Source organism: Pedobacter ginsengiterrae (assembly GCF_039537385.1).
GTDB classification, from domain to species: domain Bacteria; phylum Bacteroidota; class Bacteroidia; order Sphingobacteriales; family Sphingobacteriaceae; genus Pedobacter; species Pedobacter ginsengiterrae.
In genome coordinates this window covers 592,227-608,366 of record NZ_BAABAK010000015.1, presented here as the reverse complement: position 1 = coordinate 608,366, position 16,140 = coordinate 592,227, and the positions used below count along the sequence as shown (strand labels likewise).

The window sequence follows — 16,140 nt, the reverse complement described above, 5'->3', positions numbered from 1 at the left end:
TCTTTTCTATTATAATCCAATCCTAATTCCAAAGTTTAAGCCAATTGGCATTGGGAAGTTCCCGTAATCAATACCAGAAGCACCAGAACCACCAACCGCAGCAGTATTACCATTAACAACAGGATCTAAACCTGTGTAATTTGTAATTAAGAATAGATCTGTTCCCGTAACAAACACACTCGCACTTTTAACGAAACTTTGTTTCTTAAGTAAGGTTTGCGGTAATCTGTAATTGAAAGTAACATCACGCAGTCTGATCCAGTTAATATCTTTCTCTATAAATAATTCCTCACTCGCTGTAGAATAAAACGTGTTTTGATAATAAGGAACAAAAGCAATATTATTAACTGTTGGATTTGCACTGTTTTCTTTACCATCCTGCAATACCCCTGGAATAATTCTTGGTGTCATTCTATCTACAGTATTTGTACTCAATCCTACCGTAGTTAAAAAGTGTTGAGTTGCATTTAAAACATCCCCGCCTTTTCTAATATCAAGTAAGAAAGATAGCGACATATTTTTATAAGTAAACGTGTTGGTTAAACCAATGGTAAAATCTGGCTGTCTATCATAACCACCTTCAAGAAATGTAGTAGAACGAACAGGAACTCCAGTAGTTGGATTAATTAATAATTGTCCTTGCTGGTTACGTAGGTAAAATAAACCCGTTAATGAGCGGGTCGAATTTCCTGGTGTGTTACCATTACGAACATTTGCATATAACCAGGTATCTGATACATAAGATTCAGGTAAAGCGTTTGGCAATGACAATACTCTGCCTTTGGCAGATTCGAAGTTAGCTAACACATCCCAATTAAAATCTTTTGTTTTAACAGGTGTTCCTCTTAAGGTTACCTCAAGACCTTCATTCCTGGTAGAACCACCGTTTAAATTTAACAGGATAAATCCAGTTGCATAACTGCTTCTGATATCATTTACGATCTGATCAGTTGTTTCTTTACGATAAACGGTAACATCTAATCCTAAACGGTTATTAAAGAATCCCAATTCCGTTCCAAATTCGTAAGATTTTGCAAATTCAGGTTTTAAACCAGGGTTTGGACCAGTAAAACCATAGCCGTAACCACCATTTGCAGTTGTTTTATTTTCTAATGTTGGTACATAAGCATATGGTCTTGCATCCTTACCAACGTTTGCATACGCCGCTCTTAATTTACCATAAGAAAAAACATTTTTTAGCCCTTTAAAAGCAGGCACATCAGTAAAAACAAAACTACCTTGAACTGAAGGATACCAGAAAGAATAGCGATCAATTGGGATGGTAGATGTACGGTCATTTCTGATGGTTCCTGTCAAGAATAGATAGTTTTTGTAATCGAAAGTTGCCCTACCAAAGAAACTTACCAGACGACGTTGAGTAATTGAAGTTCTAACTAATTTAGTCGCAACATTATTTAATGAGTTAAAGTTCGGATCTAAGAAACCTTCACCATAACCTGCATCAACATTCGATTTTAGGTTCTGTAAGGAATTACCTAAAGTTGCATCGAAAGATATATCTTTGGTAAGCTTTTGCTTATTAAAGTTGATTAAGTTTTGAAGATTAACATTCCTTGTAACATCATTTGCCACATCGATTGTACCACCACGACTAAATGCAGAAGCACTCTCAGGGTGACGAACAATTAAGTTTTGGTTGGTGTATGAATCTATACCAATATTTGTTTTAATATTTACCCAGCTAAATGGAGTAATCGTTAAACCTAAATTTGAAATGATTCTATTGGTTTTTGAATTGATGATGTTCTTATTTACATTAAAATAAGGGTTATCAATTTCTGCATTACCTGCAGAGCCAAAAGCTAATAACTTTCTGGTTCCAGCTGGCGTTAAATAATCACTAGCATCGTTGGTTTGAGGCCAAGCCAATAAACCCAATAATGGTCCAATACTACCTTTTAAAGGCTGATCATTTACCGAATAACTATAGTTCATTGATAAATCTGTTTTTAACCAGCTATTCACAATCCCTTGAGAAGCACCAGTCAAATTGATTCTTTGATAAGCTGAATTTGGAACTACACCACCCTGATCGGTATATGATGAAGATATACGATAATTTACTTTATCTGAACCACCTTCAAAAGATAAATTATGCTTTTGAGTAAATCCAGTCTGGAAAAAATCTTTAACATTGTCGTAAAATTGTGTTCCTGCTGGATAGGCTGGGCCAAAATACTGATAAACTCCGTTTAATACAGAAACTGATCCTGGAACACCAGAGCCACCCAATCCATATTGTTTCTGAATTTCAGGGTAATTTCTTGTCGTTTCTACACGGAAACTATTACTGTAATTTATTGCTCCAGCACCCGCTTTAGCTCTTTTGGTTGTAATTACGATAGCTCCATTTGCTGCATCAATACCATAAAGTGCTGCTGCCTCAGGACCTTTCAACACAACCAAACTCTCTATGTCTTCAGGGTTAATATCTGCCGAACGGTTGGTAAAATCCACACCTCTGTTGCTGAATGCAGTATTAGAGCTTGCATCAGATACAAATGCAGAAGTATTTAAGGTTTTATTATCAATGGGTAAACCATCCACTATCATTAATGGCTGATTACTTCCGCTGATTGAACTTACCCCACGAATTGTAATTGATGAGGACGCTCCAGGAACACCTGATGAACTGGTTACCTCAACCCCCGCAACCCGTCCTTGCAAAGCGTTTATAAAATTTTCACGTTGTGTTTCTGCAATTGCTGCTCCAGAAACAGTTTGCTGAGAAGTCCCCAGCTCACGTTTCTTAACAGTATTACCCAGTGCAGTAATTACAACTTCATCCAATCCTTTTGCATCTGATTGAAGTGAAACATTAATTGTGGTGTTGTTCCCAACACTTCTTTCTACGGTTGTATAACCAATATAAGAAAATGTTAGTACATCAGTTTTAGATGCTTTGATGGAATAATTACCATCAGCACCCGTTTGAGATACCAATGTGCCTCCTTTTATTTTAATGGAAACACCAGGTATAGGCCCGTCAGACGACGTAACCCGACCAGTAACGGTTATTTGCTGCGCAATGGCATGAGCCAGCAACAAAAACGTACCGATAAAAACTAAGAGTAGCTTTTTTTTCATAAACTGCCAGTAATGGTTAGTAAAAGTTTTGTTGTTTGTATAGTTAGTTAGCTAAAAAAAACACGCACAATAACGCACGTTTTTAATTATTTAGCTAATATGATAAATGTTTTTTATTAAATGAAACAATTTAACAAACTATTTACTAGTCTGAAACAAAATATAATTGCACAAAACCGCAAAAACACGCAAATAATTAAAATAATTTTTACATTAGCGTAAACCAATCACAACTATGCTGAAAAAAGAACGCCATGATTTTATCATGCGACAAATCAATCTGCACAATCGGGTGCTCACATCCGATTTAGTTCAATTGCTAAATGTTTCGGAAGATACCATCCGAAGAGACTTACAAGAACTTGTTGATCAGGGCCGTCTTTTTAAAGTGCATGGTGGTGCTTTATCGAAATCTTATCATTCATCGTTCGATGATAGCACGGTATATGCAAGAGATAGTAAAATTGTTATCGCAAAAAAAGCAACAAGCCTTATAAAAGATGGCATGGTTGTATTAACTGGTGGCGGAACAACCATCCTGGAGTTTGTAAAACAACTCCCAGAGAATCTGGAAGCCACTTTTTTTACGCTTAGTCCGCTTGTAGCAGTAGAACTGGCAAAATACAACAATATTGAAGTGATTTTAATAGGGGGACTTTTCTCTAAAACCTCTCAAATTACTTATGGTGGACATGTTATTGGTCAACTATCAGATATTAAAGTTGATTTATGCCTGATGGGAACAAGCGCAATTCATCCAGAAGAGGGATTAACAGACACCGACTGGGAAATTAATCAATTGAAAAAAGCGATGTTGGCTGCTTCAAAAAAATCAGCTGTGCTATGCATTTCAGAAAAACTCGACATTTCGTTGAGGTTAAAAGTTTGCCCTATTGAAAGTATTAGTTATCTCATCACAGAGTTAGATCAAAATGATGAAGCGCTTGCTGGTTATGGTGTAAAAAACATTAACATTCTTTAATCAGTAAACCTGGGGTTGATCATCGCTAATAAAACTGGCATCTATCTTCATAGATAAGCCCATTCATCTGGTGGTTATAGTGGGGGCTTGTTCCAAGTAAAAATAAGAACACTAAATAATAAGTCCGTCTTTTTACCGAAAAACATGGACTTGCTATAGACTTGACATGCACTTGATCCCCACAAAAATACCATCTAACAGGTTTGAGATTAGCTTAATAATTAAGCAAAACAAAGCTGGCTACTATTAAATAATGACAGGCAATAAAAACGAAGAGCGCTCGTATTAGGAGCGCTCTTGTTATTTAAAAAGGTGGATCTGCTGGTGTATTTGGGTTATTATCTCTTTCCTGGAAAGGATAAGGGAAAAAATTCCTTTTTCTATCCGTAAGTGGTTGATTAAACCTTCTCATATCTTCAAGTTTTAAACCCGACATATAGAGTTCTATACAGCGATTTTTATAAATAAGATCTAGCAGTTGTTGTTGTGTATATGTTCCTGTTAAGGCGGGCAAGGCAGCTCCAACTCCGAATGGATCCGCAGCCGCAGTTTTAGTAACAACCTTATTAAGTTCTGTTAATGCACTACTCAAATTCGGTGTAGCCTGACGAGCATAAGCCTCTGCTTTAATTAAAGTAATCTCACCAGGTAAATAAATTGGAAAAGGGGTTGAAACAGCCGCCCCAAAACCATTGATACGTACAGTTGGCGCTGTTGTAGCAGTTGTAGTGTAAAAACCAACACGCTTATCTGCTGCATCTGGAATATTAACACCTGTTAAGCCCAAATTTGCATCCGTTGGTTGAAACACGTTATTTGTTGATGTTGATATTTCAAAAATCGGATTAAGGGTTATGGCATCGAAATTAAAAGATGATTTTTTGGTTAAATCAACCAGGTTTGCGGCAGTTAAAGCCAGCGTAAAGTTTCCAGCAAATAACGCATATCTTGCTTTTAAGGCATATAGCGTATTCGTGATATCAATCCCTGCAGGAATTTGTGCTAAAAATGTTGCACTCATTGGATTAGCAGCAATAACTGCAAGTGCATTATCGATAACACCAATTGCCTTATTAAAACCCTCTACACGTGTTACAAAAGAAACATTAGCCCCAATTGAAGACGGAACCTTTTCCCAATATTGAGACATATTGCCAATAGCCATTGCCTTAAAAATACTCGAATAAGCAATTAAACCAGCAGCATAATTTTTGTCCGCTAAAAGTGCCGAGTTAACAATTACATTATCCGCATCGTAAACAATTTTATTTGCATTTGTCCATAAGTTTAGTAAAATGGAATTTGTTCCATCAACAGCGCTACCTCCTGTACTTAATTGCAATTCTGGAATATTTCCAGAATTACGTAAAAGCACTTCATTGGTTACAAATCCATTTGCTGTAATCGAGTTAAAAAGTAAGCCAGGTCTGCTAACCGTATAAACCCTTTGCAAACCAACCGACACACCCGTTAAACCTTTTGATGATGCCAAAACATCGGCAGCAATTGCCCCATTAGGGTCTTTATATTCTTTTTTGCATGAATACAGCACAGACGAGGCTGCAATCATTACCATAAAAGAGAAATATTTTGTTTTGATAATTTCCATAACGATTAATTTTTAAGAATTAAAATTTAGCCTGTAAACCCAAAGAAAATGTGCGAGGAATTGGCACCGAACCAAAATCGATATTTCTTAAAATAGTTGATTGCCCTCCAGAGTTTAACTCTGGATCGTAACCTTTGTAATTATCCCAGCTAATTAAATTTCTGCCACTAACGTTAACCGTTAGGTCTTTTACAAATGAAACTTTACCTAAATTATAGCTCAATGAAATTTCTCTTAATTTAACAAAAGAGCCATCGTCTATCCGCCATTCCTCGGTTGCATAAACACCAGCAATGTAACCTCTTGGTAATTGACCTAAATCTTCTTGTTCTGCAACTTTACCGTTTCCAACACCTTGTCTGGTACGCCAATCTGCGTTCCAAACTTCACCGCCGTGTACAGCATCCAGCTGAATGTGTAAGCTTAGCTTTTTGTAAGTAAAATCATTTACAAAAGATGCTGTATAATCTGGATTTGGATCGCCAAGAACCTTACGTAAAGTTGTACCACTTGGTAAGCCATTAGCATCACGCTGAACCGTGTACGAAGTAGAGGATGTTTGTACACCTCGCTCCAATTGTGGAATGCCTGCTGCGTTTGTCAATAAGCTTCCATCCGCATTGCGGGCAAAGAAAGTACCGTAAAAAACACCAATTGGTTGTCCATCGATAATGGCTACTGGAGCACCTGGGTTAGTTGAAAGCAATCTTAAACCGCCAGTACCAACGGCCTTATTTCTATTGCGGTTAAAAATTACAGTTGTGTTCCAGCTGAAATCTTTAGTTTTTAATGGCACACCACTAACCATTAACTCGAAACCACGGTTACGAATTGAGCCTGCATTATCTAGTAAGCTAGAGAAACCAGTTGTTGGCGCAACCACCACTGGGATTAATAAATCCTTCACATTTTTATTGTACCAGCTAAATGTTAAGCTTAAACGGTTATTAAAAAAACCCATATCGGTACCGACTTCTAATTCTTTTTGGCGCTCTGGCTTAACATTTGTGTTAGCCAACTGCCCACTCGAAACAAGAGAAATTTTTCCTACATAAGAACTTGAAGTATATTCATTATAACGATCGTATGGACCAATACCAGTTAAATTACCCGATTCGCCATAGGCAGCTCTAACTTTAAAGGCATTCCACCAAGAACTAACGCCAAAATCCTTCCAATAATCTGCAGATGATGGCACGTAACTGATATTCCCCTTTAAATAATATTGAGTACGGTTATCTTCACCAAAAACAGTAGATTGATCTACACGTACTGCTCCTGTTACGAATAAATGATCCTTGTATTTGAAGTTTTGTTGCAAATATGCACCAGAAATAGAAAATTCTGATCGTCTATCATTGTTTGGCAAAATTGAACTTGCACCATTAACTGTTTCTACAAAAGGCGCTAAACCTCTACCATTAAGTAAGCTGTATAAATCTTTTTGATACTGATATGAGCCACCTAATTGTGTAGTAGAACTTAAAAGCGACGTTAATTTAGCATCGTAAGTAAAGTTTAGCTCATTGTTAAACAAAGTTGTAGTTGCATTTGCAGCACTAGCATAACCATTAAGTGATGGATCTAAAGTAGCACCACCACCATAAAAGCCTGTACTTACATTGTAGGCAAATGGCGGTATAAATGTTGTACCATTCTGAATGGTATTATCAACACCCATTGTATAATCTACCGTTAAGTTCTTAACAGGATTTAGCTTTAAACCTGTGTTCGCAATGATGCGATTAGAAAACTGACGTTGCTTAATATCTTCAATAACAGAAACTGGGTTAACACGACCTCGCTCACCAACAGCTAGTAAATTACCCAGCGCATCTCTTGCAAAAATATCGTGGAAGTTACCAATTATGGTTACTGAGTTCATTGGCGAAAAGAATGAATTTCCATCAGGTTTTTCATTTGCGTCGCTATGTACGTAATTGAAGCCTGCTGTCATTCTAGCCCAGTTGTTAATTTTCTGATCTAAATTTGCTCTGAAATTATATCTGGTAAAATCGGTATTTTTTATAATACCCTGATTTTTGAAATAACCCGCCGAAGTATAAAATTTTGTATTATCGTTACCTCCAGATACAGAAACCGAATTATCAGTTCCAACACCTGTTTGAAAAATATAGTCTTGATAATTATAACGTGTTACTGGAGTTGTATTGGTTAATAACACTGCAGGATTACCAACCGTTTGAATAATATCTTGAGTAAAATCGTTAACAGAACCACCAAATTTAAGTGGCGCTTGGTTAACCTCTATTTGTTTTCTAAGTTCGCTAATGGTTAAGCTTGTATTGAAACTTACCTGCGTTTCTCCGGTCTTTCCTCTTTTAGTAAAAATTTGAATTACGCCCGCGTTTGCTCTTGAACCGTAAATAGCTGCCGCAGCTGCGCCATTTAAAATCTCAATGTGGTCAATATCTGATGGACTAATATCAACCATTCTATTTTGCCCAATAGAGCCGACAAAATTATTACCATCATAATTTCCAGAGGTATTGGTTACTCTGGTCGTAGAATTGTTTGCAATAACACCATCAATAATGTAAAGTGGCTCAGAAGAAGAATAAACAGAACTAATACCTCTTAACCTTACCGACATGCCTCCAGCAGGGTCACCATTGTTTTGACTAATTTGAGCTCCAGGAGTTTTACCTTGCAAAGAAGATAAAACATTACCACTTGGTGCTTTATTTAAATCATCACCTTTAACTGTACTCACATAACTACCAAGTTGTTTTCTTGTTGTTCCTTGCGATGTACCTGTTACAATTACTTCATCCAAACCAACAGCATCACCAGTTAAAGCGCCGTTTAATTGCACCTGATCACTACTGCCCAAATCAACTGTTTGGGTTAATGTTTTATAGCCAACATAAGAAATTTGTATCTGATATTTGCCTGCCGATAAATCTACAGCAAAACTGTAACTTCCATTGGCCGTTGTGCTGGTTGTTAAACTCGTATTTAAAATTTTGACAACAGCTCCAGGAATTGGATCTTTTGTTGCGCCTTCTGTTACTTTTCCAGTAATGTTATACCGTTTATTTTGTGCGCTTGCTATTCCTGTAAACAATAGCAACAGAAGTGGAATCATCAAAATTGCAAAAAATCTTGATGACCATTTGAGGTAAATTTTTTCCATAAAATTAGGATTTAGTGAAGATTAGATAAAAACAAATTTAGTAAAATCCCCAACAAACAAAATATTTTATTCAGGAAGGCTAATCTTACCCATGCAAATAGACGGTACACCTTGTCTCTCACCAAAGTTTATTTGGCCTCCGCAAAGCGTTTCATTTGCAAGCACAGCAAAAAGAACAGCTTCCTTAGCATCTGGATGTATATTTAAATCGCTGGTTGTTGAAAAAATACAATTCGGCAATTTTGATTTTAATAAACGAACAAGCAAGGGATTATGCATCCCACCTCCACTCATAAATATGTAGGCGGATGCATCATTTCCAAAGCATTTTTTAATTGCATTTGAAATTGTTTCTGCCGAGAAATGACACAAAGTTGCCATCACATTTTCTTTTTCTATGTTTTCTGTTGATGATTTTTTTTGGGCGTTTACCAGATAATCAAGATTAAATAATTCAGGACCCGTGGTTTTAGGAAAGCCAACTTCAAAAAAATCACAATCGAGCAATGTAGATAACAGCTCCTTGTTTAGTTCGCCAGCTAGAGCAGTTGTGGCGTTTTTATCGTAAAACTGATTATAATGTTGTTGCATATACTGGTCCATTAAGGTATTGCCTGGGCCAACATCAGTAGAAAAAATTTCATTGGCATTTAAAGAACCTGGCAAGTAAGTAAAATTAGCAATGCCCCCAATATTTAACATTACACGATCTTCATCTTGTTTAGAAAACATTAAAAAATCGCCATAAACAGCTAATGGTGCGCCTTCACCACCTGCCGCCAAATGCTTTTGCCTGAAATCAGAAAGTGTGATAATTCCTGTTTTAACTGCAATATGATCACCATCGCCAATTTGCAAGGTTCCGTTTGGATATTCATCCATTTTGTGCAAAGATTTTGGTGCATGAAAAATAGTCTGTCCGTGGCTGGCAATAAAATCAACATCTTCATTTTTATAACCCCATTCGCTCAGTGCTTCATTTATCAATGCTGCATGAACATTGGCAATGTGTTCATTCATTAAGCAAACTAATTGTAAATCGACTTGTCTTTTGGAAAATACTGCTTTTATTTTTGCTCTAAAGTCATCAGAAAAATCACCTGTTTTAAATTCTAAAACCTCAATATTTGTTTTTATCCCACTTCCTGTTACACTGCAAAGTGCAATATCTAAACCATCCATAGAGGTGCCGCTCATTAAACCAATAATTAAGCGTTTTGCTTTATTTGCTTTAGTATATAGTTTTTCTATCTGAGGGTTCATAAGTGAGTGATTTTTAATCAAAACAATCAAACGTTTGTTTTGGGCTTTAACCTAATTTTTGATAAATAGTTGCAATAAAAGTAAATAACCTTTGTTAAAATCGGGCATAACTAGTTATATTTACTGCTCCGTACATCATAATCCATACAAAAAAAATGGCAAGATTAAATCTACTGGAGGAAACGCGCTTCGAGAAACTCCCTGTGAGCGTGTTTGAAAATCCAAAAATTGCTTCTGTTAATGTTGCGCAACGCATTGCAGCTCTTATCAAGACAAAACAAGCAAACAACACACCTGCCGTACTGGGCTTAGCAACAGGTGTTACCCCAATTGCAGTTTACGCCGAACTGGTTAGACTGCACAAAGAAGAGGGTTTAAGTTTTAAAAACGTAATTACTTTCAACCTGGATGAGTACTATCCAATGCAGCCAAATGCGGCGCAAAGTTACGTTACCTTTATGAACGAAAACCTTTTCGATCATATCGATATCGACAAGAACAATGTACACATTCCAGATGGAACGTTGGCATTGGAAGACATTCCTGCATTCTGCTTAGATTACGAAAAGAAGATTGGAGATTTAGGCGGCCTGGACATTCAAATTTTAGGTATTGGTCGTACTGGTCACATTGGTTTTAACGAACCAGGTTCTGCTCCAAATTCTGGAACACGTTTAGTTACACTTGATGATTTAACAAGACGAGATGCAGCCCGCGATTTTGGTGGAAAAACTTTTGTACCAACAAAAGCTATTACCATGGGTATTGGCACGATCTTCAAAGCAAGAGAAATTATCTTAATGGCCTGGAGCCGTAAAAAGGCTTCGATTATCAAAAAGGCAGTTGAGGGCGAAATCTCTGGGGATGTTCCTGCAACTTACCTTCAATTATCAGATAATGTTGAGTTTATTCTCGATGCACCTGCCGCATCAGGATTAACCCGCTTTAATACACCTTGGCTGGTTAAGGATTGCATCTGGACCGAAGATTTTATTCGTAAAGCGGTAATCTGGTTAGCAAACACACTAAAAAAACCAGTTTTAAAATTAACTGAAGACGATTACAATAATAATGGTATGGCACAGCTGGCAACCGAAAAAGGACCAGTTTACAATATCAATATCCACATTTTTAACAAATTACAACACACCATAACAGGTTGGCCAGGTGGCAAACCAAATGCCGATGATTCTCAACGTCCTGAAAGGGCAGAGCCTGCTAAAAAACGGGTAATTATTTTCTCTCCACATCCTGATGATGATGTAATTTCAATGGGGGGCACCTTTATCCGCCTGGTAGATCAGAAGCACGACGTTCACGTTGCTTATCAAACATCTGGAAATACCGCTGTTTGGGATGATGATGCTTTACGATTTGTAGAATTTAATGTAGATTTTACAGAAAAAATGGGAATGGATAATTCACACCTAAAAGATCTTTATCAAAAGATGAGAACTTTTATGGAGCAGAAAAAACCAAACCAGGTAGATACGCCAGAGATTCAAACGGTAAAAGGATTGATTAGAAAAGGTGAAGCAATTGCTGGTGCTCGTTATTGTGGTTTAGATGATGACCATATTCACTTCCAGGCGCTTCCTTTTTACGAAAGCGGAAAGAATCAAAAAAACCCTGTTACGAATGCTGATATCGACTTAACAGTTGAGTTATTGCAAAAAGTAAAACCTCATCAGGTTTTTGCAGCTGGCGATTTTGAAGATCCACACGGCACTCATATTGTATGTTTCAACATTATATTAGCGGCGCTTAATCGCTTGCGTAAAACTGAAAGTTGGGCACAAGATTGCTGGTTATGGATGTATCGCGGTGCATGGCAAGAGTTTGACACACATGAAATCGAAATGGCCGTTCCAATTAGCCCGCAAGAGCTGGAGCGTAAAAAATATGCTATTTTCAAACACCAAAGTCAAAAAGATAGAGCTGTTTTCCCAGGCGATGATGCTAGAGAATTCTGGCAAAGGGCTGAAGACAGAAATCGTGAAACAGCTATGGCCTACGATGAACTTGGTTTAGCAGAATATGAAGCAATGGAAGCCTTTGTTCGCTGGAAATTTGAGGATTAAAAACTACAGTTTATAAATAAGGAAATCCTGCTTTGTTAATTCAAAGCAGGATTTTTTGTTTCCTTCTACCACATCGAATTATTTCTCATTATAAAAACAATATTCTAAATTAGTTCCTCAAACTAATCCATCCTGATAATGACCCAGCCTAAACAACGATTACTCTCTTTAGATTTTTTAAGGGGTTTAACAGTAGCCGCCATGATTTTAGTTAACAATCCTGGTAGCTGGGGCCATATTTATGCACCTTTAGAGCACGCAGAATGGAATGGCTGCACACCAACCGACTTAGTTTTTCCTTTTTTTCTTTGGATAGTAGGTGTATCCATTGCATTTGCAATGAGTAGCAGTAAAGCAGATCCATCAACACATAAAAAAACAATTATTAAGGCCATAAAACGGGGTTTAATATTATACTTTTTGGGGTTTTTCCTTGCTATTTTTGGAAAGCTGATTAACGATCCTGCTCATGCCTTACAAACTGTAAGGTTATTAGGGGTTTTGCAAAGAATTGGAATCGTTTTTATAATCAGTAGTATTATCTTTTTAAAGGCAACTCAAAAAACAATATTTAAAACCCTCATTCTAATCCTTTTTATTTACTGGATATTAATGACATTGGTTCCTGTGCCTGGAGTTGGTTATCCGAATATGGAAAAAGAAACCAACCTTGCCGCCTGGATTGATAGAGGCGTATTAACGGAAGCACATACCTGGGCATCATCAAAAACCTGGGATCCAGAAGGTGTTTTAAGCACTTTACCTGCAGTTGGAACTTGCCTTTTTGGTATTTTAGTTGGGGTATGGATGCGAAGAAAAGACGTAGATAATGCCACTAAAGTGGCCTGGTTATTTAGCGCTGGTATTGCTACAATCGTTTTAGGTTTACTTTGGGATCTACAGTTTCCGATCAATAAATCCCTATGGACAAGTTCTTACGTTTTGTATGCTGGTGGCCTGGCTTCAGCTGCATTAGCGCTCTGCTATTGGATTATTGATGTTCAGGGTTATAAAAAATTCACTACACCATTTGTTGTTTATGGCGTAAATGCGATAACCGTTTTTTTCCTTGCGGGATTAATGCCAAGATTGCTCAATTTAATTCAGGTAACAAAACCTGATGGGAATAAAACGGGCATACTGGTTCGCTTTTACGAAACCTGTTATACACCGTTTTTTTCGCCAATAAACGCATCGTTAGTTTGGGCAATAACCTATGTACTTGGTTTCTATATTTTACTTTACTTTATGTACAAAAAGAACATCATCATTAAGGTGTAATTACTCCTTTGCTAAAGGAATTTCTACACCAACAGGGCCACTAGGTTCGCTTTCATTTTTCAAGCGATCTAATGCGGTAACTAAATAACTGTATCGTCTTCCACTTTCAACTGATGTATCGATAAAAGAAAGAAAATCTTCAAAGCTAATTTTTAGGATGTTTTTAGGATCTAATACGGATATCTTTTCTCCTTCTGCAAATCGGTAAATAACAAAGCCTGAAGCAGTTTCTCCGTCTTTAGCTTTCAAAGGCATCAGCCATTTCAAATGCACCCCATCTTTCTTGGCATCGGCAGTTAAAGCTTGCGGTTCATTTGGGGGCGTTTCATCAAGCCAGGGCATTTGTGGTGGCAAAGCTGGGTATTTATATAAATCTGTTCTTAGCGAATCGGCAACTGATCTGGCGACTGTACTTAAAGATTTGGATGAGAAAAATACACTTCCCTGAACCCGATTATTATCCCTTAATGTTCTGATTTGATTCGGAATTTCAGAAAGATTTCTCCATGCCATTTCTGCTTTCGAATTGACTAAATAAGCACCATGACCGATGTAAACATGTCTTCCGTATGCGTTATTACCCCACCAATCTAACAATACGCCAAATGGTGCAACTTTTCTGGTAAATGTGAAATAAATCTGTGGATTGATATAATCTACCCAACCCTCTCTTACCCATTTTCGGCTATCGGCATAAAGCTCGGCATAATTAGATAGCCCGCTACTGGCCGAACCTTCTGCATCTTCATATTTATTACGCCAAATACCAAATGGACTGATTCCGAACTTAACATATTTCTTATAATGATGGATACTATCATCAACCATTTTAATTAAAAGATCCACGTTATTACGTCGCCAATCTTTTATATTCGAGATGTTATTCGGGTTTTTATAAAAGGTATCACCATCGTTTATTTTTTGTCCTGCAATTGGGTAAGGATAGAAATAATCGTCAAAATGTATTCCATCTACATCATAATTTTTTACTACGTCCAAAATAACCTGAGTAATGTATTCTCTAACCTCTGGAATACCAGGATCGAATTGTTTTTTCCCGCCGTAGGTAAAAAACCATTCTGGGTGTTTTTTAGTAATGTGATCGGCGCTTAAAGGTGTTACACTATTCATACTTGCCCGATAGGGATTAAACCAGGCGTGTAATTCCATTCCTCTAAAATGTGCCTCTTTTATCGCGAATGCTAACGGATCGTAACCATCAGCAGGAGCAATGCCTTGTTTACCCATCAACCACTGGCTCCATGGTTCGCGAGATTTAGCATAAAAAGCATCGGCGGCTGGCCTTACTTGTAACAATATTGCGTTAATCCCTTGACTTTTGTGGCGCTCTAGAATCCCAATTAGTTCCTGTTTTTGCTGATCAACGGTTAAACCAGCTCTTGAAGGCCAGTCTATATTCGATAAAGTAGCTATCCAGACACCTCTAAACTCTCTTTTTGGTGCAATTTTTGTTAATGATTGAGCATTTAATATAAAAGGTAGTATTGTTAAAAATAAAAGTGCGTATAGAAAGTTTTTAAGCATTATTTCTGTTAGTTATTTTATTAGAAATGTTAATCTGTTTAAATTATAATACAATTTGAACATTAGCAATTAAACGATTTTTTTTAAAAACTCATATATGTTTATTAAAAATTTTAATTTGCGCCGCATTTACTCATACCTGATTGTTACCATTTACCTGTGAAGACATAAGTATATTAAACTGAAACGAAAGAGCATTATTAAAAATGGAATCACAAAACGTTAATAAAGGCGATAGAAATAAAATTTACTTCCTTATCATTGTTATCGCAGCATTAATTGGTACAAACGGATATTTATTTTTCAAAGATAAGCAACAAGGCGAAAGGCTGGTAACGGTAAGCACCGAAAAAGATAAACTTAGGCTAGAGGTAGAAAAAATTGAAGTAGAACTAGATAAGGTTAACGCACTTAACCTTGATTTAAATGACAAGCTGCTTGACGAGCAGAAACTAGCGAGAGAAAAAATAGCAGAATTAAAGCTCGCACTCGAAAAAGGACAAATTACCCAGGATGAGCTAGACAAAGCACAAACACAAATAAATGAGTTAAAGGTTTTTATTAAAAATTATAACGATCAAATTATCCAGCTCCAAAAAGAAAATATTTTTTTAAAAACAGCGAGAGATAGCCTTGAAAATTCAGTTAAAAACGCTAACGATAAGGCAAATAATTTAGCTGCCGAAAACTCTAACTTAAATGCAAAAGTAAAAGTGGCCGCAGCATTAAAAGTTCAAAATGCTGAAATTATTGCCTTTAGAACAAAATCTAGTGGCAAGAAGATTGAAGTAACCAAATCATCTACAGCAGAAAAATTAAGCATTCGTTTCAACGTTACTCCAAACGAACTTGCAGAAAAAGGGCATCATAATGTATTTTTGAGAGTTTTCGATCCTGCTGGAAATCTTTTGGCAAATGAAAACAATCGTTTCGAAGCCGACGGACAGGAAATGCAATTTACCCACTCTGTTTTTATAAATTACAATAACGACAATAGTACCTTCACAATTGATTGGGCTAACCCTAAACCTTATATTAAAGGCATTTACACTGTTATTCTCTACACAGACGGCACAACAATGGGCAAAGCCCAACTGGAGTTAAGATAAACTTC

General features: G+C 36.8%; 9 protein-coding genes. 4 read left to right on the top strand and 5 right to left on the bottom strand.

Features of this window, described 5'->3' with window-relative positions; genetic code table 11:
• Nucleotides 1–9: 9 nt before the first annotated feature.
• Nucleotides 10–3,108, bottom strand: a complete 3,099-nt coding sequence (locus tag ABD692_RS15700) for a SusC/RagA family TonB-linked outer membrane protein (RefSeq protein ID WP_316754655.1) — start codon at nt 3,106–3,108, stop codon at nt 10–12.
• Between the two features lie 235 nt (nt 3,109–3,343).
• On the opposite strand from ABD692_RS15700, the gene ABD692_RS15695 reads away from it, so the two are divergent.
• Complete coding sequence (locus ABD692_RS15695) at nt 3,344–4,090, top strand: DeoR/GlpR family DNA-binding transcription regulator (RefSeq protein WP_316754658.1); 747 nt, start codon at nt 3,344–3,346, stop codon at nt 4,088–4,090.
• Nucleotides 4,091–4,394: 304 nt separating this feature from the next.
• Here the strand turns inward: ABD692_RS15695 and ABD692_RS15690 are convergent, their stop codons facing one another.
• The 3 genes from ABD692_RS15690 to ABD692_RS15680 all read right to left on the bottom strand — a co-directional run bounded on the left by ABD692_RS15690 (nt 4,395) and on the right by ABD692_RS15680 (nt 10,119).
• Nucleotides 4,395–5,699 carry a RagB/SusD family nutrient uptake outer membrane protein gene (locus tag ABD692_RS15690; protein ID WP_344768452.1) on the bottom strand — a complete coding sequence of 435 codons (1,305 nt, stop codon included), beginning with the start codon at nt 5,697–5,699 and terminating at the stop codon, nt 4,395–4,397.
• A 19-nt stretch (nt 5,700–5,718) separates the two neighbouring features.
• Nucleotides 5,719–8,856: a SusC/RagA family TonB-linked outer membrane protein gene (locus ABD692_RS15685; RefSeq protein ID WP_344768450.1), complete on the bottom strand. Its 3,138-nt coding sequence runs from the start codon at nt 8,854–8,856 to the stop codon at nt 5,719–5,721.
• Between the two features lie 66 nt (nt 8,857–8,922).
• Nucleotides 8,923–10,119 (bottom strand): anhydro-N-acetylmuramic acid kinase, encoded by a 1,197-nt coding sequence (locus ABD692_RS15680; RefSeq protein ID WP_344768449.1) that lies wholly within the window; start codon nt 10,117–10,119, stop codon nt 8,923–8,925.
• 155 nt (nt 10,120–10,274) lie between these two features.
• Here ABD692_RS15680 and nagB point away from each other — a divergent pair, with 155 nt between their 5' ends.
• Both nagB and ABD692_RS15670 read left to right on the top strand, forming a co-directional pair.
• Complete coding sequence (gene nagB, locus ABD692_RS15675; protein ID WP_316754667.1) at nt 10,275–12,200, top strand: glucosamine-6-phosphate deaminase; 1,926 nt, start codon at nt 10,275–10,277, stop codon at nt 12,198–12,200.
• 138 nt (nt 12,201–12,338) lie between these two features.
• Nucleotides 12,339–13,481: an acyltransferase family protein gene (locus ABD692_RS15670; protein ID WP_344768446.1), complete on the top strand. Its 1,143-nt coding sequence runs from the start codon at nt 12,339–12,341 to the stop codon at nt 13,479–13,481.
• Here ABD692_RS15670 and ABD692_RS15665 read toward each other — a convergent pair whose 3' ends face one another.
• Nucleotides 13,482–15,026, bottom strand: coding sequence for a glycoside hydrolase family 10-like protein (locus ABD692_RS15665; protein WP_344768444.1), 1,545 nt, complete (start codon nt 15,024–15,026; stop codon nt 13,482–13,484).
• A 206-nt stretch (nt 15,027–15,232) separates the two neighbouring features.
• Between ABD692_RS15665 and ABD692_RS15660 the strand changes: the two genes are divergently transcribed.
• On the top strand, nt 15,233–16,135 hold the full coding sequence (locus ABD692_RS15660) for an oligosaccharide--protein glycosyltransferase subunit 2 (RefSeq protein WP_316754674.1): 903 nt from the start codon (nt 15,233–15,235) through the stop codon (nt 16,133–16,135).
• Nucleotides 16,136–16,140: the final 5 nt, after the last annotated feature.